The 22,104-nt window shown below is 53.7% G+C and carries 25 protein-coding genes and 1 riboswitch; of the genes, 18 read left to right on the top strand and 7 right to left on the bottom strand.

What is annotated here, in order from left to right:
* The first annotated feature begins 192 nt into the window (after positions 1-192).
* The 14 genes from glmS (at position 193) to KNP80_RS05905 (ending at position 13,805) form a co-directional block, all read left to right on the top strand.
* Positions 193-1,989 (top strand): glutamine--fructose-6-phosphate transaminase (isomerizing), encoded by a 1,797-nt coding sequence (gene glmS, locus KNP80_RS05970; protein ID WP_214834193.1) that lies wholly within the window; start codon positions 193-195, stop codon positions 1,987-1,989.
* A gap of 217 nt (positions 1,990-2,206) precedes the next feature.
* Positions 2,207-3,388 carry an MFS transporter gene (locus KNP80_RS05965; protein ID WP_214833287.1) on the top strand — a complete coding sequence of 394 codons (1,182 nt, stop codon included), beginning with the start codon at positions 2,207-2,209 and terminating at the stop codon, positions 3,386-3,388.
* 142 nt (positions 3,389-3,530) lie between these two features.
* Positions 3,531-4,091, top strand: a complete 561-nt coding sequence (locus tag KNP80_RS05960; protein ID WP_214833289.1) for a YdhK family protein — start codon at positions 3,531-3,533, stop codon at positions 4,089-4,091.
* A gap of 113 nt (positions 4,092-4,204) precedes the next feature.
* Positions 4,205-4,684: a DUF2975 domain-containing protein gene (locus KNP80_RS05955; RefSeq protein ID WP_214834189.1), complete on the top strand. Its 480-nt coding sequence runs from the start codon at positions 4,205-4,207 to the stop codon at positions 4,682-4,684.
* Positions 4,685-4,694: 10 nt separating this feature from the next.
* On the top strand, positions 4,695-4,901 hold the full coding sequence (locus KNP80_RS05950; RefSeq protein ID WP_021065857.1) for a helix-turn-helix domain-containing protein: 207 nt from the start codon (positions 4,695-4,697) through the stop codon (positions 4,899-4,901).
* A 95-nt stretch (positions 4,902-4,996) separates the two neighbouring features.
* The gene (locus KNP80_RS05945) at positions 4,997-5,683 is read left to right on the top strand and encodes a DUF975 family protein (protein WP_214834186.1); all 687 of its coding nucleotides are present in this window, start codon (positions 4,997-4,999) and stop codon (positions 5,681-5,683) included.
* A 68-nt stretch (positions 5,684-5,751) separates the two neighbouring features.
* Entirely contained in the window at positions 5,752-6,684 is a 933-nt protein-coding gene (locus KNP80_RS05940) for an NAD(P)/FAD-dependent oxidoreductase (RefSeq protein WP_251128982.1), read from the top strand.
* 72 nt (positions 6,685-6,756) lie between these two features.
* Positions 6,757-7,230 (top strand): YfbM family protein, encoded by a 474-nt coding sequence (locus KNP80_RS05935; protein ID WP_214833297.1) that lies wholly within the window; start codon positions 6,757-6,759, stop codon positions 7,228-7,230.
* Positions 7,218-7,721 carry a GNAT family N-acetyltransferase gene (locus tag KNP80_RS05930; protein WP_214834181.1) on the top strand — a complete coding sequence of 168 codons (504 nt, stop codon included), beginning with the start codon at positions 7,218-7,220 and terminating at the stop codon, positions 7,719-7,721. The genes KNP80_RS05935 and KNP80_RS05930 overlap by 13 nt, the downstream gene beginning before the upstream one ends.
* An 85-nt stretch (positions 7,722-7,806) precedes the next feature.
* Positions 7,807-8,250, top strand: coding sequence for a MarR family winged helix-turn-helix transcriptional regulator (locus tag KNP80_RS05925; RefSeq protein WP_021065862.1), 444 nt, complete (start codon positions 7,807-7,809; stop codon positions 8,248-8,250).
* 3 nt (positions 8,251-8,253) lie between these two features.
* Positions 8,254-10,914, top strand: a complete 2,661-nt coding sequence (locus tag KNP80_RS05920) for an MMPL family transporter (RefSeq protein ID WP_214834178.1) — start codon at positions 8,254-8,256, stop codon at positions 10,912-10,914.
* Positions 10,915-11,106: 192 nt separating this feature from the next.
* A complete protein-coding gene (locus tag KNP80_RS05915) occupies positions 11,107-12,519 on the top strand; it encodes a methyl-accepting chemotaxis protein (protein WP_214833301.1) in 1,413 nt (470 codons plus the stop codon).
* Between the two features lie 102 nt (positions 12,520-12,621).
* Complete coding sequence (locus KNP80_RS05910) at positions 12,622-12,906, top strand: putative quinol monooxygenase (protein ID WP_214834174.1); 285 nt, start codon at positions 12,622-12,624, stop codon at positions 12,904-12,906.
* Positions 12,907-12,920: 14 nt separating this feature from the next.
* Positions 12,921-13,805, top strand: coding sequence for a VOC family protein (locus tag KNP80_RS05905; RefSeq protein ID WP_214718885.1), 885 nt, complete (start codon positions 12,921-12,923; stop codon positions 13,803-13,805).
* Positions 13,806-13,824: 19 nt separating this feature from the next.
* Here the strand turns inward: KNP80_RS05905 and KNP80_RS05900 are convergent, their stop codons facing one another.
* Both KNP80_RS05900 and KNP80_RS05895 read right to left on the bottom strand, forming a co-directional pair.
* The gene (locus KNP80_RS05900) at positions 13,825-15,654 is read right to left on the bottom strand and encodes an LTA synthase family protein (protein ID WP_214834171.1); all 1,830 of its coding nucleotides are present in this window, start codon (positions 15,652-15,654) and stop codon (positions 13,825-13,827) included.
* A gap of 109 nt (positions 15,655-15,763) precedes the next feature.
* Positions 15,764-16,162 carry a VOC family protein gene (locus KNP80_RS05895; RefSeq protein WP_214834168.1) on the bottom strand — a complete coding sequence of 133 codons (399 nt, stop codon included), beginning with the start codon at positions 16,160-16,162 and terminating at the stop codon, positions 15,764-15,766.
* 93 nt (positions 16,163-16,255) lie between these two features.
* On the opposite strand from KNP80_RS05895, the gene KNP80_RS05890 reads away from it, so the two are divergent.
* Positions 16,256-16,756 carry a YcxB family protein gene (locus KNP80_RS05890; protein ID WP_214834165.1) on the top strand — a complete coding sequence of 167 codons (501 nt, stop codon included), beginning with the start codon at positions 16,256-16,258 and terminating at the stop codon, positions 16,754-16,756.
* Complete coding sequence (locus KNP80_RS05885) at positions 16,738-17,217, top strand: GNAT family N-acetyltransferase (protein ID WP_214711183.1); 480 nt, start codon at positions 16,738-16,740, stop codon at positions 17,215-17,217. The genes KNP80_RS05890 and KNP80_RS05885 overlap by 19 nt, the downstream gene beginning before the upstream one ends.
* Here KNP80_RS05885 and KNP80_RS05880 read toward each other — a convergent pair.
* The 3 genes from KNP80_RS05880 to KNP80_RS05870 all read right to left on the bottom strand — a co-directional run bounded on the left by KNP80_RS05880 (position 17,212) and on the right by KNP80_RS05870 (position 18,538).
* A complete protein-coding gene (locus tag KNP80_RS05880) occupies positions 17,212-17,478 on the bottom strand; it encodes a hypothetical protein (protein ID WP_214718900.1) in 267 nt (88 codons plus the stop codon). The genes KNP80_RS05885 and KNP80_RS05880 overlap by 6 nt on opposite strands.
* Before the next feature lie 63 nt (positions 17,479-17,541).
* Entirely contained in the window at positions 17,542-18,030 is a 489-nt protein-coding gene (gene thiW / locus KNP80_RS05875) for an energy coupling factor transporter S component ThiW (RefSeq protein ID WP_214834162.1), read from the bottom strand.
* A 64-nt stretch (positions 18,031-18,094) separates the two neighbouring features.
* Positions 18,095-18,193, bottom strand: a riboswitch (TPP riboswitch).
* Positions 18,194-18,217: 24 nt separating this feature from the next.
* The gene (locus tag KNP80_RS05870) at positions 18,218-18,538 is read right to left on the bottom strand and encodes a hypothetical protein (RefSeq protein WP_214834159.1); all 321 of its coding nucleotides are present in this window, start codon (positions 18,536-18,538) and stop codon (positions 18,218-18,220) included.
* 42 nt (positions 18,539-18,580) lie between these two features.
* On the opposite strand from KNP80_RS05870, the gene KNP80_RS05865 reads away from it, so the two are divergent.
* A complete protein-coding gene (locus KNP80_RS05865) occupies positions 18,581-19,549 on the top strand; it encodes an aminoglycoside phosphotransferase family protein (protein WP_214834156.1) in 969 nt (322 codons plus the stop codon).
* Position 19,550: 1 nt separating this feature from the next.
* Here the strand turns inward: KNP80_RS05865 and KNP80_RS05860 are convergent, their stop codons facing one another.
* Positions 19,551-20,297 (bottom strand): hypothetical protein, encoded by a 747-nt coding sequence (locus KNP80_RS05860; protein WP_214718908.1) that lies wholly within the window; start codon positions 20,295-20,297, stop codon positions 19,551-19,553.
* Positions 20,298-20,389: 92 nt separating this feature from the next.
* On the bottom strand, positions 20,390-21,085 hold the full coding sequence (locus KNP80_RS05855; protein ID WP_214718909.1) for a hypothetical protein: 696 nt from the start codon (positions 21,083-21,085) through the stop codon (positions 20,390-20,392).
* A gap of 98 nt (positions 21,086-21,183) precedes the next feature.
* Here KNP80_RS05855 and KNP80_RS05850 point away from each other — a divergent pair, with 98 nt between their 5' ends.
* The gene (locus KNP80_RS05850; protein ID WP_214718910.1) at positions 21,184-22,104 is read left to right on the top strand and encodes an AAA family ATPase; all 921 of its coding nucleotides are present in this window, start codon (positions 21,184-21,186) and stop codon (positions 22,102-22,104) included.

Here is a 22,104-nt window from a genome sequence, read left to right as displayed (position 1 = left end):
CAGAACTCTACGGAGTTGACGAGGTTGGAGGTTATCGAGTTTTCGGCGGATGCCTCCTAGTCGCCTGTCACGACTACAAGCAAACCCTCAAAACGCCCGGGCGACCGGACGGCCAAAGGGGAGCGCGTTGACAGCTCTTAGAAAAAGCCCGTTTCCTTTTTCGAGAAATCGAAGATAAAGGGAGATTTTTGTATGTGTGGAATTGTAGGAATGATTGGGAACACCGGAGCGAAGGAAATCCTTCTCAAAGGTCTTGAAAAACTTGAGTACCGTGGTTATGACTCGGCAGGTCTTGCTTTGATGCATGATAACGTGAACGTGCATAAAGAAGTCGGCCGGATTGCTGCGCTACGCGAAGTCGTCCCAGCAGAAGTAGATGGTACGATCGGAATCGGTCACACACGTTGGGCGACACACGGCGTGCCGAGCGTCCCGAACGCCCACCCGCACCAAAGCACGACGGGCCGCTTCACGCTCGTCCACAATGGTGTCATCGAGAACGACGAGCAGATCAAGGCGACGCTCGACGTCCCGTTCTTGTCTGAAACGGACACGGAAGTCATCGTCCAGTTGATGGAGAAGAACTTCGTAGCCCTCGGCGACGTCGAGGCGGCGTTCCGCAAGACGTTGTCTGAGCTCCACGGCTCGTACGCGATCGCGATGATCGACTCAGAGGATCAAGAGCGCCTCTACATCGGCAAGAACAAGTCACCACTCCTCGTCGGACTCGGCGACGGCACGTTCAACGTCGTGGCGTCTGACGCGATGGCGATGCTCCAAGTGACGGACCAGTACCTCGAGCTCCACGACGGTGAGATTGTCATCTTGACGCGCGAATCGGCGACGATCAAGACGCTCGACGGCGAGGTCCTCGAACGTGCCCCGTACACGGCCGAGATCGATGCGTCAGACATCGAGAAGGGCACGTACGCGCACTACATGTTGAAGGAGATGGACGAGCAACCGGCCGTCATCCGCAACATCATCCAACACTACCAGAACGACGCCGGTGACATCGAGCTCACGGAAGGCGTGCGCTCGCTCGTCTCGGAAGCGGACCGCATCTATATCGTCGCCTGCGGTACGAGCTACCACGCCGGTCTCGTCGGCAAGCAATTGATTGAGCGCGTCGCAGGTGTGCCGACAGAAGTGCACGTCGCTTCAGAATTCGGTTACAACATGCCGCTCCTCACGGAGAAGCCGTTGTTCCTCTTCATCTCACAATCAGGTGAGACAGCGGACAGCCGGGCCGTCCTCGTCGAAGTGAAGAAGCGCGGCTACAAGGCGCTCACACTCACGAACGTTGCCGGTTCGACGCTCTCACGTGAAGCGAACGAAACGATGCTCCTCCACGCCGGCCCGGAGATCGCGGTCGCATCGACGAAAGCATACACGGCCCAAATCGCCGTGCTCGCCATCCTCGCCTACGACATCGCTCGTGCGAACGGCAAGAAGCTTCCGTTTGACCTCATGACAGAGCTCGCGCGTGTCGCGACGATCATGGACTCGGTCATGGCTCAAAAAGAAATCTTTGAGCAATTGGCAGACAAGTTCTTGAAAGAGTCACGCAACGCGTTCTTCCTCGGTCGCGGCATGGACTCATACGTCGGTCTCGAAGGTGCCCTCAAGCTCAAAGAGATCTCGTATATCCAAGCAGAAGGCTACCCAGGTGGTGAGCTCAAGCACGGACCGATCGCCTTGATTGAAGATGGCACACCGGTCATCACGCTCGTCTCGCAACCGAACACGCACCTCAACATCCGTGGAAACATCAAGGAAGTTGTCGCCCGTGGCGCCGTTGCCTGCACGATCTCGATGGAAGGCATGGAACACGAGAGTGATTCATTCGTCTTGCCGCGTGTCGAGCCACTGCTCACGCCGCTCGTGACGGTATTACCGCTTCAACTCATCTCGTATTACGCGGCTCTTGCGCGTGATTGCGATGTCGACAAGCCACGTAACTTGGCGAAATCAGTCACAGTCGAATAAACGGTAGGCCAAGATCTTTCGGGATCTTGGCTTTTTTTGTTGTGATTTACGTCATGCGAACCGGCTTGTATACTGAAGGTATAACGACTAAGGAGAGAACGCCATGCGAATCCAACTAGTTAACACATTCATCCTGCCGGAGGACGTGCGTTCATAAGTTGGCCACCTCCTCCGATGATTCACTGTATTGGAACAAACTATCGGAGGAACCATACAATTGAAGATTCAACAGCTTTACTATGCGGTCACGAGTTCGCGCTCGCTCATCATACAGATGGTGTTCACGTTGAACGCCATCTATTATGTGACGACCGCCGAGTTGAATGCGTTACAACTCGTCTTGATCGGAACGATTTTAGAAGTATCAATTTTACTATTCGAGCTGCCCACCGGTCTCGTCGCCGATTTATATGGACGGAAGCAGTCGATGGTCATCGGCATCAGTTTGATTGGACTGGCCCATTTGCTAGAAGGGGGCATCCCTGAATTTTGGGCCATCGCGGTCGCGTCAGCGCTATGGGGTATCGGCTGGACGTTCATCAGCGGGGCCGAACAGGCATGGATTGCCGATGAGATGGGGAATGACGGGTTAGAACAAGTGTTTTTGCGAGGCGCTCAATATAGTTCGCTCGGCCGCTTCGTCGGAATTGGGCTTGCCGTGCTCCTCGCTGAAGTCACGTCTGTCCAAATGACAATCGTGCTCGCCGGTGGGATGTTGGTCATGCTCGCGATTATCGCATGGCGCGTCTTGCCAGAGACTCGGTTCGAACCGATCACGCGAGCCGATACGTCGAATCTTGCGCAAGCGAAACGGACGGTTCGGTACGGATACACCCATATCCGTGGCAATTCGATTCTCGTCGGCTTGGCTGCCATCACGCTCGTTTGGGGTCTTGCTAGTGAAGGATTCGACCGGTTATGGGGCGCGCATCTGATTGAGACGTTCCAGTTGTCGGAACAGGCGGCCGTGTATTGGTTCGGCTTGTTTTATGCTGTCGCGTTTCTACTCAACATGCTGGTGTTGAAAGGTGTCGAGCTATACGTCAAAGGACGCTATGCGACGACCTTGTTTTGGTTCAACGTGTTGCTTATCATCGCGATGCTTGCTTTTGCTTCGGTCGGCCAGTTTTGGGTGGCCGTGCTGCTGTATTGGACGATTGCGGCACTACGTAACGTGCACTACCCGCTCATGAGCGTCATGACGAACGAGCGGCTCCCGTCGAAAGGGCGGGCGACGATTTTATCGATGTTCGGTCAGGTCGACGCGTTCGGTCAAGTCGCCGGAGGTCCGCTGATTGGACTGCTCGCCTTGTACACGTCGATTCAAGGAGGGCTTGGGGTAGCGGCGCTCTTGCTCCTCCCGATGTTGGTTTTCTTGAGAAAAATCAAGCACCATTGAGGCACAGACCGTCCTTGATTCGTTCGGGGACGGTCTTTTTATGTGTCAAACTGCTAACAAATCATCGTATCGGTCTCAAAAACGTCTCATCTCCTCGATAGCAGGGTAACGTATACACATAAAGACGTAAGGGAGAGATTCGATGAGACAGAAAAAATGGATGACGGGTTTGAGCGCGATGTTGCTCGCGACGACTTTGGCAGCTTGTGGGGATGCCGAGGAAGAACAGACGAGCGATTCGACAGAAGAACATTCGGACCATTCGATGATGGACCATTCGGGATCAGGGGAGGTGCCGAGCGGGTTAAGTGAAGCGACAGATCCGACGTTCCCGGTCGGGTCGACCGCGATGATGACGGCCGACCACATGCCGGGCATGGATGGCACCGAGGCGACAATCGTCGGTGCATATGACACGACCGTCTATTCGGTTTCTTATACCCCGACGGATGAGGGCAATCCGGTCGAGGATCACAAGTGGGTCATTCACGAAGAACTCGATAATCCAGGCGAGGCACCGTTAGAAGAAGGCGCCGAAGCCACTCTGGCCACGGACCATATGGACGGGATGGACGGCGCCGAGGCGACGATTGATTCGGCCGAACAGACGACGGTGTATATGGTCGACTTCACGACAAACGACGGGGAAGACGTCACGAACCACAAATGGGTCACAGAAGATGAACTCGAAGCCGTAAAATAAAAATCAACCTCAGGATATCCTGAGGTTTTTATTCATTAACGGTGATTATTTATTGATAAACGATAAAAATAAGATTATGATGAAGGTATCAAACGAGGTGAGGTGTCTGAATCATGAAACGAGAGACGGTTTTTTTACGGTTGGCCGTATTCGTTCTGGCTGTCCCGATTGTGGCGGCCTGCTTGTTGTTGCTTCCGTACATTTGGCGCGAGGCGGTCGAGAGTGGGAGTTGGGTTGAGGACTCGATTCGTCCGATTGTGATTGGCATGTACGTATCGGCCATCCCGTTCTTCATTGCGTTGTTCCAAGCGTTCATGCTACTACGGTTGATTGACCGCGACGAAGGGTTCTCGTATCGAGCTGTCCAATCACTCCGCACGATCAAGTATTGTGCGCTGGCGATCACGGCCGTCTATATCGGGACGCTCCCTTTCTTCTACTGGTTCGCCGAGCGAGATGATGCGCCTGGGTTCCTTCTCATCGGGCTCGTCTTTGTGTTTGCCGCGTTCGTCGTCGCCGTATTTGCGGAACTGTTACAGAAACTATTGAAGCGTGCCATCGACATGAAGCAAGAAAATGATTTGACGGTCTGAGGTGAGACATATGGCGATTATCGTAAATCTTGACGTAATGTTGGCGAAACGAAAGATGAGTGTGACCGAGCTGTCTGAAAAAGTGGGTATCACGATGGCGAACTTGTCGATTTTAAAGACCGGCAAAGCGAAAGCGATTCGTTTCTCGACGCTCGAAGCAATCTGTCAGGCGCTCGACTGTCAGCCGGGCGACATTTTAGAATATCGGGAAGAGTGATGGACAGGGCGATTGCCCTGTTTTTTGTGGAGTTTGAAACGTTTTCCATCACGTTGCGTATAAGACAGGAAAGAAGAACGAAAAGGGGAAACAAGATGGTCCAGACATGGAATGATCGGGCGCGCACCGCAATAAAAGGGAAGACTGGTACATTGATCCTCTGGTCATTTGTATGCTCGATTGTATTAGAAGTTGGATTGATGATGGACCCGTATTATTACGGATTCGAGTATGATACATTGGCACTCACATTTATTAGCCTAGCGGGTCTCATCTTATACGCCGGGTTGCTCCCGGTCCTCGTCGGTTATAACTGGGTGATGTTAGAAACAATCCGTGGGAAGTCGATGTCGTTACGCGATGTCCTTACGCCGTTCCGACATCGCTACGTGAAACATTTGCTCGCCCCACTGCTCGTCATGTTGTTCCAAGTGCTATGGTCATTTTTACTGCTTGTACCGGGCATTGTGAAGTACTTCTCGTACGCCTTCACTTTCTTTATTTTGCGTGACGAACCCGAGCTGTCCATCACGGAGGCGATCACGAAATCACGGACGTTGATGCGCGGACGAAAGTGGGAGGCATTCAAGTTGATTTTGCCATTCATCCCGATGTATCTAGTTGGTTGGATTTTTTTCATACAACTCGACATGATGTTTCTCGGATCGTGGATTTACCTCGTTGCCTTGACACTGATTCGCCCGTTCATCGTCAGTCGTTTCGCTGTCATGTATGAACACGCACGAATCGAGTATGATGCGCAGTGGAATCGTTCGGCCTGAAGCGCATCGGTTCCGGCGTATAAGTCCTCGGTCATGATACAATCTTCCTGACAGAAGGGGGAATGGACATGAACATCGGCATTATCGGAGCGGGATTGAGCGGGATTGTCGCAGCACGCGAGCTCGCCCGTCACGGTCATACAGTTGAATTGATTGAAAAGAGTCGGAGCGTCGGGGGACGCTTGGCGACGAGACGGATCGGAGACGGCAAAGCCGATCACGGAGCAGTCTATTTCACCGTACGAGGGGAAGAACTCAAACAAGATGTCGCCGACTGGAAGACAAAAGGGTGGGTGAAAGTCTGGTACGCCGACCCGTATCCTCGTTACGTCGCCGTCGACGGGATGAACACCTTGGCCAAACGGTTGGCTGACGGATTGACCGTCCATTTGAACGAATGGGCCGAGACGGTCACGACACGAGATGGTCAGGTCAGCGTCCAGACGGATGTGACGACGCGACAGTATGATCGTCTCCTCATCACGTCGCCGCTTCCGCAGACGCTCGACTTGCTCACAGACTTTTCAGTCGATGCGGCGTTGCGTGAATTGACTTACGCCCCGACGTTTGTCGGCTTGTTCGAGTTCAGTAGTGAGATTGCCATCGGTCCGGACGGGATTCTCGATACGGACTTGGCACCGGGTCTGTTGAAAATCATCAACAACCGCCAAAAAGGCATCTCGGCGACCGAACTCGTCAGCGTCTACATGGACGAGTCGTGGAGCGAGGAGTGGTATGAACGAGCGGACGAAGACACGCTTCGTGAGATTGAGCGTCTGTTGCAAACGGTGACGGGGACGGCCGTGATTCAATCGAGACAGTTGAAACGGTGGCGCTATGCGCAGGCGACCGACGTCTGGAACGGGGCTTACTATCGATTGCGGGACGAGCCGATTTTCTTGGCCGGTGACGTCTTCCTCGAGCCGGATGACGCCTCAGGTCGAACGCGATTTGAGAGTGCATACGTCTCAGGACTCCGCGTTGCGAAAGCGATGCGCTAAACCTTCTTCGGAAGGTTTTTTTCATGACCGTGCCGAATAGTCAGACATACGAATTGGAGAGGGGAATCAGACATGGGGATGGTTGGCGCATACATGCGGGTATCGGTCGAAGAGTTGACAGCACTGCTTCAAGAGCCGGAGCGTTTCGAGCGACTGTTAGAAGATGAGGAACGACAGACCGATATCGATAAGGCGTGGCACGGTCTTTACTTTTTATTGACCGGGGCGACCGATTTGAACGAGATCGACCGTCATTCGCTCGGGAAGGCAGTCTTCGGAGGGGATGTCATCGACGAAGAGACGGGCATCGCCTATTTGATGCCGGGAGAAGTCGAGGACTTGTCGACCCGACTTCAATACATCGAGCTGGAGGCGCTAGAAGCGCGCTATGATGTCACGACGATGAACGAGCAGGAACTGTATCCGTTTGAACGTGAGTGGGGACTCGAGGAAAAACAGTACTTATTGGACCAGTTCGATGAGTTGAAACGTGTCTTCGCCCAGGCGTCGCGAGAACGGGAGGCGCTCGTCACATGGATCGGGTAAGCGTAAAGGCGTTACGTCTTCAAGATGAGACGTTGCTGTATGCGTTCGAGTGCGCGAATCGCACACATTTCGAACGCACGGTCCCGAGCCGTGGCAACGCCTACTACGAGCCGGAATCGTTCCATCAGGCGTTGCAGCACCTGTTGAGCGAGCAGACGAATGGGGACGGATGCTATTATTTGATGTGGTGTGATGGCACAATCGTCGGGCGTCTGAACGTCCATCACACCGATGCCGACACCGGCGAGGTCGGGTACGGGGTCGGAGCGGAGCATGAGGGACGCGGGTACGCGACGGCGGCCCTGCGCCAATTGCTGACGTTCGAGTTGCCTGGATTCAAACGATTGAGAGCCGAGACGACGAGCGACAACGTGGCGTCCCAGCGCGTATTAGTGCGTGCCGGCTTTAGACGTGATGGCGAGGCGCGACAGCTGGAATGGGCAGGACAAACGCTGACGTTTTATGAATATGTATATCAATTTGACCGATGAAGGACCGACTTCGTCGGTCGTTTTAGTTGACGGTTGATAGTTTAGGGCATAAACTATCTTTATCTAGTTTAGGGGGTAAACCAAAATGAAAGAATTGATGCGGGAAGCCGTCCAGTTGTTCGAAGAGGTCATGTTCCAAGGTGCGGAGCATGTCATCGAGGCGATGGACGGTGACGTCTGGCATGACTATTCGCGGGAACAACTGCAGCTACTCAAGCTGCTCGAACAGTTCGGTCCGATTCAAGCCGGCCAGTTGGCCCAAAAACAAGGAGTTCATAAGAGCGCCGTCTCCAACCGGTTAAAAAAGCTCGTCGACAAAGAGCTCGTCGTCAGTCGACGCGGGCATGACCAGCGCGAGCGGTTGATCGAGTTGACGGAAGCCGGACATCGCATCGTCGAAGAAGCGGATGCGGCCGTCTACCGTTACGTTGAATCGTTGCTCGACGGAAACATCGAAGAGACAGAAATCGAACAGTTCGTCCGGACGTTCCGGAAAATTAAACAGCTGCTTCGAATTGGGGAGGAATAACACGTGCATAAAATCATCCAATGGCGCTGGGGCATCTTAATCGGTCTCATCGTCTTGACGGCCGCCTTGTTTGTGGTGGCGCCGAACTTGACGAAGCAGGCCGAACAAGCCGGCAGCTTCCAATTATCCGAGGACATGGACTCGCAGCGGGCGCAGGACATCTTGAACGCCGCCGGAAAGAGCGATAAGACGATCTCGCTCGTCTATGAGTTCGAAACGCTCGGTGATGCCGAACGGGCCGATATTTCCCGGGTCATCGGCGAGATGAAACAAAACGACACGGTCGTCAAAGACGTACTCGACCCGTTTGAAAATGAAGAGACGGAAGCACAGCTCGTCTCGGAGGACGGCCGCATCGTGCTCGTCCCAATCACGGTCGAAGGGTCGATGGAAGACATCAACGCCTTCGCGGACGACGTGCGGGCAAACATTCTCCCGGAAGACGAGACGGTCTACATCACAGGTGAAGAAATCATCAACAACGATGTGAACTTGAGTGCGCAGGAAGGCTTGAAGAAGACGGAAATCATCACGGTCGTCCTCATTTTCGGACTGCTCCTGCTCGTGTTCCGTTCAATCGTGACGCCGTTCATCCCGCTCATCGCGGTCGGATTCACGTATTTATTGAGCCAATCGTTCGTCGCATTCTTCGTCGATTGGTTTGGCTTCCCGGTCTCGAACTACACGCAGATTTTCCTCGTGGCCATCTTGTTCGGGATTGGAACCGACTATTGTATTTTGCTGCTCAGCCGGTATAAAGAAGAGCTCGGCGCGGGCCACGCGATTGAAGATGCCATCGTCAACACGTACAAGACAGCAGGGCGGACAGTCCTCATCAGCGGTCTTGCCGTGTTCGTCGGCTTTGCGGCCATCGGTTTCGCCGATTTTCCAATCTTCAAATCAGCCGTCGCCGTCGCGGTCGGGATTGCCGTGCTCTTGCTCATTCTCTTCACGGTCGTGCCGTTCTTTATGGCGACGCTCAAGCATCGTTTGTTCTGGCCATCGAAGAAGGCGGGCGAACATCACGACAGCCGTCTCTGGGCCGGATTCAGCCGTCTGTCGGTCAATCGACCGTTCGTTTCGATTCTCGTCGTCGCGTTGATCACCGTACCGGTGTTGTTCACGTACGACGATGCCCGATCGTTCAATACGGTCGACGAGATCGGTGACGATTATGATTCCGTGCGCGGCCTCAACTTGATTTCAGAAGGATTCGGACAAGGGGAGTCGCTGCCGGTCCAAGTCATTTTGAAACAAGATGGCACGCTGTCCGAAACGGACATCCCGTACATCGAGAAGTTCTCGAGTGAACTTGAAAACGTCGACGGGGTGAGCGGCGTCCGTTCCGTGACGCGTCCGACCGGTGACGTCATCGATGACTTTTACGTCGACACCCAGCTCGAACAAGTGAGCGCAGGACTGACGGAAGCCGAGACTGGTCTCGGTGACGTCCAGGACGGACTCGCGCAAGTCGAATCTGGGCTTAACGCCGTTGTTGGCCAATTACCGGCCGGTTCAACGAATGCCGGCGCCCCGCTCGCGGAAGCGGCAGCGGGACTTGGTCAATTGAACGCTCAGCTCGGTCTGATTGGCCAAGGACTCACGGCGACGCAAAATATTCCGGCGACCGTAACGCAGCTCGGGCAAGTGTCGGCCGGTCTCGGTCAAATCGAGGCAGGCATTAACGAGGCAGCATCTACGTTGACGGCACAAGGCGCCCAAGCCGGAGAACTCGGAACGGGTCTCGGACAACTCGCTGCAGGTGTCGGTGAAGCGAACGCAGGGCTCGCTCAAATCGAGACCGGCATCAATGAAGCGGCAGCATTCTTATCAGACCTGAGTAGCTCGGACAGCCTGCGCGATACGGGCGTCTATCTACCGGAAGGGACGCTCACGTCAGAGGAGTTCGCCCCGGCGGTCGAGCGCTACGTGTTTGACGACGGGACGGCGACACAGCTCGAGGTCATCCTCGAGATGGACCCATATTCGCCGGAAGCGATTGACACGGTCGAGACCGTGAAAGCGACGATGGACCGGGTCGTCACCGATACGCCGTTCGAGGATGCGACAATCGGATATGCCGGTATCTCGAGCATTAACAGCGACTTGAATGAGACGTCGACGAACGACTTCAATCGGACGGTCGCCATCATGCTCGTTACGTTGTTCCTCGTCTTGACGGTGTTATTCCGTTCGATGGTCATGCCGCTCTATATGATCGGCTCGCTCTTACTGACGTATTACACGTCGGCGGCCATCACGGAGCTCATCTTCGTCGAAGGACTCGGTTATGACGGCATCAGTTGGGCTGTTCCGTTCTTCGGGTTCGTCATGTTGATCGCCCTCGGCATCGACTATTCGATTTTCCTGCTCGACCGGTTCCGCGAGGAGTCGATCAACGGGATGACGGTTCGCGATGCGCTCGTCCATTCGATGACGAAGATGGGGACGGTCATCATGACCGCGGCCGTCATCCTCGCCGGAACGTTCGGGGCGATGATCCCGTCTGGCGTGCTCAGTCTCGTCCAGATTGCGACAATTGTTATCACCGGACTGTTGTTATACGGATTGATTGTGTTGCCACTGCTCATCCCAGCGATCACCGTATCGTTCGGGGACGGGGTATGGTGGCCATTTAAACAAAAAAGTAAAGATAGAGACTAAATTTTGCGATGGACAGCACAACAATTGTTGTGCTGTTTTTATTTGTTGAGTCAATGTCAGCGAAATGGAGAAAGACGGACTTGAGATTAATAAAAATACGCCGAAATATAATATAGATCTTTATTCTATTGAAAGTAGGCAACAATTATGGTGAATCATTTTGAAAAAATGAGTTCGTTGTTTGTATCGCGCATGGTGATTATTTTATTTTTCCTCTCTTATCCGATCATGGGTGTTTTGTATTGGATGGGGGAGCTCGCGGGGCAAGGCGCAGTCAATTTTATTCTGATAGGTGGTGTCATTCAAGCCGCATCGTGGCTGGGCCATCGCTTCTATGTGGAACATACTTGGTTGAAGTATGGGCTCGTCACGTTGATGTACATTGCAGCTTCAGCAATTATCTTGACGCTGCCAGGTACTGCGATTCAAAATATCGTCTTTCTGTATATCGTATTGATGTTGATGTACTTGAATCGGCATCTTGTGCTGTACGGCAGCATTCTCGCGCTTATCGTATCGGTCGGAGCTGTATTGATTGGGCGCTTTTCATTTGAAACGCCGCTCGATCTCGTCATTTGGTTCACTGTGCTCACAATGGCTTTGTCTGGCGCATACTTTGTGTCATTCTTTGGTGCGAAGTTGTTACATGAGACGTTCACGCAACAAGAAAAGTCAGAACAACACGCTAGCGAAATCGAGCTAACGATGGCGAAGACGACAGCGAGTGCGACCACACTTCATGGGGCCGTCTTCACGATGAATGATTCAGTCGACTCTGTCACAAATGCTTCGGAGCAAGTGACAGAACAAATCGGTTTGATGACGAAACGGACGTCGGAACAAGCAGGTCTGATTCAAAACGTCGCTTCGCAAATTCGTTCAACTGTACAGGCGTTTGAGCGGATGCAACAACAGCTCCAGGAGACGACGTCTCAAGTGAGTGGGGTCTTGCAGGACGCTCATGTATCGCATGAAAATATGGACTCGACAGAACGGTCGCTCGCTGAACTGAACTTAAGTATCAGTGAAGTCAATCATGCGTTTAAAGGATTGGCGGAGCGTTTCCAAGAAGTGCGGACCATCACGGGTACGATCCAGCAGATTTCGTCTCAGACAAACCTGCTGTCGCTCAACGCTTCAATTGAAGCAGCGCGAGCGGGGGAACACGGAAAAGGATTTGCAGTCGTCGCGTCCGAAATTCGGAATCTATCGGCTCAAACGGCCCAAGCCTCATCTCAAATCAATGATATTATCCAACTCGTCATGCAGGAGGTGCAAGTGACGGAACGTGCAATCGACGGTAGTACAGAACGTTTATCGACGCAGGAAGAACAAGTCCGTAAGAGCGGGACATCGATTCTCTCCATGATCCAAACGACAGGAACGGTCGCAAGCACCGTGGATGAGACGTCGACACAGCTCCAAGTCGTCGCATCAGAACTGAACAAAGTTCACCAAGTGACTTCCCAAATGTCGGCACTAATGACAGCGCTCGAAGTGAACAGTCAAGACGTTCATGTGCTGACGATGTCACAGCAAGAAGCGTTAGCTTCGTTGAAAGATCAAATTGAAGAACTGAACGAGATTGCGAACGAACTCGTCTAAACGATGGACACGCCTTTACAAATAGGCGTGTCCATTTGCGTATACATCTCTTCCAAAACGGGAACAGTTTTGCGTCAGTCCTAAAATGAGGAGGAATCGCATATGGCAATTACAATCACCGCTATTTTGAAGGCACATCCGGGGAAAGAGGACGAGTTGCGGCAAGCGCTCGATGAGGTCATTCCTCCGTCGCGACAAGAGAAGGGGTGCCTGACGTATGTGCTCCATGAGTCAATCGATGTCCCGGGCACGTTCGTGTTCTATGAAAAGTACGAAGACGAGATGGCGCTTGACCATCACATCAACTCACCACATTACCAAGCATACCGAAAGGCAGCTGAGACGCTACTCGCCGTCCGTGACGTGTACCGTCTGCGTGAAGTCTGAAAGGAGAAAGGATTATGATTACTCAACCGATTATCCCGTGCATTTGGTTCGAAGGCGACGTCGAGGCGATTGCGGAGTGGTATGTGTCGAAGTTCCCCGATTCATTCATCGACTATACGACGAAACTGACGGATACGCCATCAGGTGAGACGACGATTGCGACCGTCTCGCTGGCGGGACAGTTCTTTCAACTGCTCGGTGCTGGTCCGCTGAAGGAACGCAACCCGTCCATCTCGTACATGGTCACGTTTCCGACGTTGGAAGAAGTGGAGACGCTGTGGAACGAGCTTGTGGAGGGGGCAGAGGTGCTCATGCCGCTCGACACGTATGATTTTAGTGAGCGCTACGGCTGGTTGAAAGACAAGTACGGTGTCTCCTGGCAAATCATGCATAGCGGCGGGATGGACATCCAGACGGTGACCCCATGCTTTTTATTCGTTGGGGACGTCTTCGGCCGCGCTGAGGCGGCGATGAATGACTGGATTTCTATCTTCCCGGATTCTTACGTGCTCGAAGACCATATGATTCGTTACGAAGCGACAGACGGTCCAGAGTTGGAAGGGAAGCTCAATTACGCCCGCTTCGTCTTGTCCGGACGCGAGTTCGTCGCCATGGACAGCGCGGAGAATCATCAATTCGCCTTCAATGAGATGCAGTCGCTGATCGCATTTTGTGAGTCGCAAGCCGAGATTGACGAGTACTGGGCCAAGCTGTCGGCCGTCCCGGAAGCGGAACAGTGCGGCTGGCTCCAAGACCGGTATGGTGTCTTCTGGCAAATCGTGCCGTGGGAGATGGAAGAGATGCTGACGACCGGAACAAAGGAACAATTGGCGCGCGTGACGCAAGCGTTCTTACCGATGAAGAAAATCGATGTCGCCGCTTTACGAAACGTCTACTGACCAAAACAAGCCGTCCCAATTACTTCGGGGCGGCTTGTTTGTCGTTTGCTGTGAAGTCGGACAGGGCGTCCTTCTCAATCATTGTATCGGATAAACGAAGCTGTTCGGCGGCCTCGTCAATGTATGGTTCACATGCTTGAAGCGGTAAGTCATCACCGGTCTCGACCGAATAACACATGCCGCCACCGACCGGCTCTGTCAAATCCGGGACAAAATAGAGGTCGTCGTAGCGGAACGAGCCGTTCCGGAACACGGTCAAATTGGGCTCATCATCGAGGAGCGAATTTCCAAGCATGTACGTCGGTGTCATCCCGAGCAAATCGAGGATGGTCGGGGCCAGGTCGACTTGCCCGCCGCTCGCCTGCACCGTCTGACCTCGTTCGAGCCCGGCCGGTTTGATGAATAACGGGACGGAGCGGTCAAGCTGGAACAACTCGACCGTGGAGTCGGCATCTGCTTTTACGGCCATCTCGTCACCGGCAGCGGTCAATCCGCTGTCGTGGTCACCATAAAAGACGACGAGGGTGTTGTCCCACTTCTCGTCTGCTTTCAATTGTTCGACCATAAGACCGACGGCGGCATCGCTGTAGTGGACTGTGTGGTAATAGTCCTCGAGGAGCGAGTCGTCGTACCCCGACAAATCCAATCGTTTCTCCTCGTCCGGAATCTCATACGGCGTATGGCTCGTCAACGCGACCATGAAGGAATAGAACGGCTCGTCCAACGTGTCCAAGTGGTCGACCGATGTCGTCAGGAACTCCTTGTCGCCGACGGCCATACCGATGACCGGATCGGCCGGATAATCGTCTTGGTGGAAGAAGTGGTTGTAGCCAATTTGCTCATAGAAGTTGGCACGATTCCAAAACTCCTTGTCGAACGCATGCATCGCGGCCGTATCATAGCCGGCTCGTCTTAACTGCTCAGGCAAGGCGTCAAACGTGTTCGTCGCATACTGCGTGTACACCGAACCTGATTTGACAGGATAGAGCGAAGCGTTGACGGTGAATTCCGCATCAGACGTCCGACCCTCGTGCGTCTGATGATAAAAATTCGGGAAATACAGCATTTCATCGCGGAGCGCATTCAGATTCGGCGTCAGTTCTTGCCCGTTGACCGTCTGGCCGATTACGGACGCTTGGAACGACTCGAGTTGGACGACGATGACGTTCGTATCGACTGTGGCGTCAACTGGTTCGGTCGCCAACGCTTCGATTTGGCTGCGCTCCCGTTCTGTCAGGTCGTCACCGAGATGAAGGGCGTCCTGAATGCCGCGGAATGCATCGAGGCCGTGATAGCCCCAAAAGCCGAGCTGATAATACTCGCGCATGTTCGAAATCGAGCTTTTCCGGTGATCTGTTTCGGCGTAATGAACGACGGTCGGGACGGTAAAGACGATGAAGCCGACAAGAAAACCGGCGACCGCCAAACGGCGACCGAGACGTTTCGGTTCCGTGATGGGGTGTCGCTTCATATAGAGGAGGACAGCCGCGTAGACGAGCAAGTCCGTGAACAAGATGAAGTCGGGCGCTTGAATCAGTGTCAGAAAGCCGCCCCCGACGTCTCCCATCTGGCCGATATCAGACAGTAGGGCGGCCGACAGCAAGTTACCGAAATAGCGGTAGTACCAGACGTCCGAGATGAGGAGCGTGCTGTGCAGAAACAGCGACGCGAACAAAATCCAGCGGCGCGTCTGTTGTTTTATGAGTAGCGCCCAACTCGTCATCATCAAGATGGTCGCTAGATTGATGAACAAAAAGCGCAGGTCGAACGCGCTCGCCGTCAATAGACTGAATAGGAACAGCTTGGCGAGGGAGAGCGATAAGTAACTCCAATAATCGAGATATTTCATGAAAGGCCTCCAAACGTTACGGACAAAGTGTGTTCTCTGTCTTGTACCTGTTCGAAGACGGCGAAAAACATGAGGGTGTGCGAATCCAATAAAAAAGCGAGGCAGCGCCTCACTTGATGACAAACGTGTCCCGGAGCTCGATAATCGTGCCTTCCGGGGCTTTTAATTTACTCAAATGACCGTCAACGACGAAGTAGATGTTCCCGCCGTGCTTTGGTAGGAACGTCACGCCAAGTGATTCTAGCCGTGTCACTTCCGCTTCGAGGTCATCGACATAAAGCGCGAAGTGGACCGGGCCGGCCACGTGCTTTGAATAAGGAGACAACGTCTCGTCGACTTTTGCCGTTTGAAGCTCGATATAGAAATCGCCAAGTTTGAGCCAGCTATTGAACGCGCGCGTATGGAAGTCGGGTGACTCTTGGACGAGCTCGAAGCCGAGCGCCTCATAAAATCGTTTGGACGCCTCATAGTCGGGCGTTTGGATGCAGAGATGGTGGATTTGTTTCATGATGTCACTCCTTTCTTTTAGTTTATCCAATCAACGTTCTGAACGGAACTTTTCTTCACGTGAGACGTATAGGACACCGAGGAGGGAATGATGATGAAAATCCAATACGAATTGACGGAAGACGACTATATCCGGTTCAACTTGAGCCATATTAAACGTTCGAAGACCGGAAAGCGAATGATTCTCCTGCAGCGAATCATCGGACCACTTATCTTTTTAGGCGCTGCTTTCGTGCTGGCGACGTGGCTCCAAGAGACGGACTGGTGGCTGTACGGGATATACGGAATCGCGAGCGTTCTGTGGTTCCTATATTATCCGAAATACTTTGAACGGCACGTCCGGAAGCAGACGCGGCGTCTCATCGACGAACGCAGCAACGAAGGTATGCTTGGCTTGCATACGATGGATTTGGAGGAAAACGGTCTGCGCGATTTAAACGAATTCGGCGAGGCGCGTGTGTCATGGGCAGGAATCAAGGAAGTCGTCGAGGAGGACGATTATGTGTATCTATACAACTCCTCGGTCAGCGCCTATATCTTGCCGAAGCGCGGACTGGACATGGAAGAGGTGCGCCGATGGCTGCCGATACGCTGACGATTCAACTCGTCGATGACACGAATCGGGATGCCGTAGTCGCCTTGACCGTCGCTTCTGACCAAGCTCGCTTTATCGAAACAAACGCCGAATCGCTCCGCGAGATGGAAACCGATGTCAAATATGCGTGGCAGTGCTATGCACTTTGTCGCGATGATCATCCCGTCGGCTTCATAATGATTGGGGCCGAGAACAAGGTGGAGCGTTACATCTGGCTCGATCGATTTATGATCGATGTGACAGAGCAAGGGAAAGGAATCGGGTCACGCTTTTTACAGTTGGCACTCGTGTGGATTCAAGAGCGATTCGATGTGGATGACCTCATCCTCAGTCTCCATCCGACGAACGAACCGGCGAAACGATTTTATGCGAAGGGTGGATTTGTCGACAGCGGCTTGATTGATGAGGCAAACGGGGAAGAGATTTGGGTGTATCACGTCAAACAGGGACAGCCGTCATAAGTCGGCCGTCCCTGCTTTTGTGGACGATGTATTTTGGACAGCACTGCCCGCTTTGAAAAAGAGAACGATCGCGGCCACTCCGAAAATCGAGATGAACACGTTTTGAAGCAACACATCGACGAACATCGGCTCGCTGGAAAACGTGCCCGTCGCAATCTGAGCATTCCAGCGGGTGAACGTGGCGATGCGTTCGAGCGTGTACAAGAGACCGGACATGAACAGGCAAGCGGTGGCCGCCAATAATAGCGTCAATCGATTCAAGAAATGACCTCCTAATATCTGATATCCTGATTTTACCATTTACTATCGGTGGGAGGGAAGTATTTATCGCTTCGCCGTGAGCGGTCGCAATTGCTTGACCCGAGCCAAGACGATCCAGCCGAGCACGGCCCCAGTCACACTCGAGGCAAGGAAGGCTGGGAAGAAGAACAGCGCCCCGAACTCGGTCCCCATCAACACCTTGGCGTACGGGACGGCGACGAGCGAAGCGATGAGGCCGGTCCCGATGACTTCACCAAATGCGGCGAAGGCTACGCGGTTCGTCTTCATATAGAAGACCCCGGCCAAAAGCGCCCCAATCATACCTCCGGGAAAGGCCAAGAGCGACCCGGTACCGGTCATGACACGGACGATTCCGGTCACGAACGCAACGAGAACGGCCCCGATCGGCCCGACGGTGACGGCGGCGATGACGTTCACCATATGTTGAATCGGATAGGCACGGGCGACACCGGTCGGAATCGAGATGAACAGGGAACCGATGACGGCGATGGCGATGAGCATCGCCATCCAAGTGAGTTGTTGAATACGCATAGATAGTCTCCTTTCAAAATGAAAACGCCACTTCTCCAAGTGGAAAAGTGGCGTGGAAAGACAGACGAATCCCACACCACTTCCCTACGCTGGTATGAGCCAGATCAGGTTCGAAGGGTCCGGCGCATGCCGTCTCAGCCCGAAGGCTCCCCTAGTGGTCGTTTATTAACATGAGTATAGCATACCGTCATTTGACGCGGTCGAGCTTTCGTGGTCGGAACGTGACATAGATGATGCCGACGAACAGGCCGTACAACAAAAGGGAGAAGACGAGATTGATCAGCCAGGGGAGTGTCCCCATGAACACGGCGACGGACGCGTTTTGAAACCAGACGAGCGAGAGCGACAGCCCGACAAAGCTGAGAACGAGCGTTGTCCAAAAGCCGAAATCTCGGCGCTTGAACAGACGCCAAACGAGCAGCCCGATGATGAGACTGACGACGGCCGTCGCCCCTAAGTACATATACAAGATGGCATCGACCGGGTATGAGTAATATACAACGTCCATATCGTTTCCTCCTAGGAGATGATGAAAGAAAGGGTGAACAGGATGAGACAGGCAATCCCATGGCGTGACCGATCGTTTCGTGAACGGTTCGAACGATGGATTGAGGCAAACGTGCCGAATGCGAGGTGGCACGTGATCAAAGATACCGATTTGACGTACTTTCTTGTTGGCGCGCTCGATGAGGAACGTTACTACGCCAAAGCGGTGACCGATATCAGCCGCGGCGAGGCCGGATTGTCGGCGTTTCTGGCCGAGCGGCATCCTGATGTCGTGCCTGACGTCATCGCCATCGATTCAGCCCGGAACTGGTTGCTCATGCGAGACATCGGCGGAGAGGCGCTACGTGAACGACCTGACGTGAGTCGATACGAAGCGGCGTTGCGTCAATACGCACAGCTGCAGCGACAGGAGATCGACCAGATCGAGACCTACTTGTCTTACGGCATCCCGGACCGGCGACCGGCCAAGTTGAAGGATGAAATTCAAACGTATCTGCCTGAGCTCTGTGCCGGGCTCGAGCCATACCAAGCCGAGGCCATACTTGTGCTTGAAGACGAACTGATTGCCATGTGTGACGAGCTCGCGACCGGGATGCCGATGAGCCTCGAGCACGGTGATTTGCACGGCGGTAATATCTTCTGGCGGGAACGGACGAACGATTTGTGTATCCTCGACTGGGGCGACGCGACCGTCACGCATCCGTTTTTCAGCGTGCGTGTGTATTGGAACGCGCTGTACGACGTATTGCCGGAAGAGGACGAGGTCGCCTGGTATGAACAGATTCAAACGATGCGCGCGGTTTACTTAGAAGCGTGGAGCGGCGTCGCATCCGACGACGTGCTTTGGCGCCATCTGTTGATTGCCGAGGAGCTCGGTTGCGTCTACCGGGCCTTGTCGTGGTACCTGTACGTGACAAAATATCGGCACAATGCGGCAGCGTCGAGCGATAAGCCGGCGCAATGGCTCAACTTGTTACTCGAGTACCGGGACTTGAAACGACGCGTCCGATAAGTCATTCATGCTTCTGAAGTAAGGTTTCGTAATCCGTCTCGTTCCAAAACAGCGGGGCAATCGACTCCGGCCCTTTGAAGATCTCACCGTCTTGGTCGTAGACGATGGCGTAACCGCCCTCGACTTCAAAGACGATTAAATCGGCCTTCACTTCCTTGACCCCGTTCCCAGCGATGATGACATCTTCGAGCGGGTCGCGCGCCACTTGTACGCCCCATTCGTCGAGCTCGACGATGAGCGCGGACGTATAGGCGTGGTGGTTATAGAGCGCCTGGAACTCGTCTTGTGTCAAGACGACGTCCGTCGGCGGGGCACTCGTTCCGTATTTTCGTTTCTCAATCTCTTCGACGAATTGAAGGAACGACGCTTCTTGCCAAAACAGCGGCGCGACCGACTCGGGACCGTTGGCGATGTCTCCATTTTCACTCTCATAGATGGTGGCATAAGTGCCGTCGTCGAGTTTGAACGGATGGATATCGGCGTATGTATGATGGATGCCGTCGCCGGCGATGACGACGTGCTCGAACGTCTCGCGGAACGGGGTGATTCCATCGTTCTCGAGGGCCTTCAAGAGCGGCGGGACTTTTTCGTATTGGTCGAACACGTCCTTGAAGTCTTCGCGCGTCCATGTGGTGATTTCTTCGGACGATGGCTCGTTTGTATCAGCCGGGACGATTGGTTTCTCGACTGGATCCGTGCATCCGGTAAGCAAGAACACACTGAATCCGAGCAAGCCTAGGCGTTTCATTAATCAAACCTCCTAAGAAAGTTACATTTTTTCCCTATTATCAATGAGCGTAGCACGTTTACGTCTTTGTGAGAACCTGGGTACTTTCTCGTTCAGGGGTGTCGCTGTAAGTAGCGGTCGAGTGCCTCGTGAAACCTTTGTTGCTGCTCGACCGGGATGTCATGCTCGGATGCGGCCCCATAGCGAATCAGATGATAGAGCGAGGCGTCGATGTCCGTCAGTTCGATGCGCTCGAACCAGTCGATGAGCGTCTCATTCGTCTGAAGCTTTAGCTCAGGGGCGAGTGAGGCGTTGAACGTGATGAGCCAATCTCTCAGTTCGATATTCGTGAGCAGCGGGAACGTCTGTGCCTCGATCGAGGCGTCCGCGTTGAGGGACAGTGGCACCGGAGCATCCGGCCTAGACGAGAACGTGAATCTTTCCCACCGTCGACGACGCAGCCATCGATGCACGCCATAGACGGTCAACCCGATGGCGGCGAGGAAGGCGAACAATGTGCCGAGTCCGCCGGGGGCATCACCATTCCCGCTACCAAATTTGAATTTGAGCATGTCTTGCTTCTCTTGCCGTTCTCCAGCTTTTCCAGGCTCATCGGTCGAACCTAAATCAATACCATCTTTTGGTGGAGGATTCTCATCTTCTTCTCTGCCCATCTCGGTCACGCTAACTGGAGATGAGGTGTTAATCGTTTGAAACCAACTGAACGTCTCCTTGCTGACAAAGACAAACATCACAACGAGACAAGCTGTCACAATCAAGAACCCGATAAATCGAGACGACCACTTCATGTTCTACCTCCTTACCAGAATGTTCAGACTATTTATTGTCTATATTACCATAAACAGGTAAACTTCGAATAAGACATATACTAACGGAGGGGAACGACATGGGAATCGAAGCAGTCATTAAACAGTTGAATGAAGTGTATTTAGGAAAAGATGAGGTCGTCCGGCTCTGCTGCACGGCCCTTCTCGCCGAAGGGCACATCTTGCTTGAGGACGTTCCGGGCACGGGGAAGACGTTGCTCGCCAAAGCGATTGCCGGCAGTTTTGATGGATCATTCTCGCGCATCCAATTCACAGCCGACTTGCTCCCGTCCGACGTCATCGGGACCGACTACTTCAACATGCAGACGCAAGGCTTTGACCATCGGCAAGGTCCGATTTTCGCGAACATCGTCCTGATTGATGAAATCAACCGGGCCGTCCCGCGCACCCAGTCCGCGCTGCTTGAAGCGATGGAAGAACGACAAGTCTCAATCGGCGGGAAGACTTATCCGATGCCGAAACCGTTCTTCGTCATCGCGACGCAGAACCCGATTGAATCGGCCGGGACGTTCCCGCTCCCAGACGCGCAGCTCGACCGATTCCTCATCTCGATTCCGGTCGGCTATCCGGAAGCCGCCGAAGAGCGAGAACTGTTGTTGCAAGTGTTGACCGAGACCCGCAAACACATCGAGGCCGTGACGTCACTCGCCTCGCTGCAAGAAGCGCAGGCCGAGACGAGACAAGTCGCGATTCAGGACGATGTCCTCGACTATATGCTCGGTCTCGTCCATGCGACCCGGGCACACGCGTCCGTCGAGGTCGGAGTCAGCCCACGCGGCGCGATCGCGCTGCTCCGCGCTTGTCAAAGCTATGCCTATTTGGCCGGCCGACTGTACGTCATCCCGGAAGACGTCAAAGCCGTGGCGCCGTACGTCCTCGCCCATCGGATCAGCTTGACGCTCGAAGGCGGCATCAAGTCGACGAAAGCGAACGTCATCGCACACATTTTAGACACCGTGCCCGTGCCGGTCGAGGGCTGA

It is taken from the genome of Exiguobacterium sp. E4787 (assembly GCF_018618375.1).
GTDB lineage: Bacteria > Bacillota > Bacilli > Exiguobacteriales > Exiguobacteriaceae > Exiguobacterium > Exiguobacterium chiriqhucha.
This window is presented reverse-complemented; position numbering and strand designations above follow the sequence as displayed.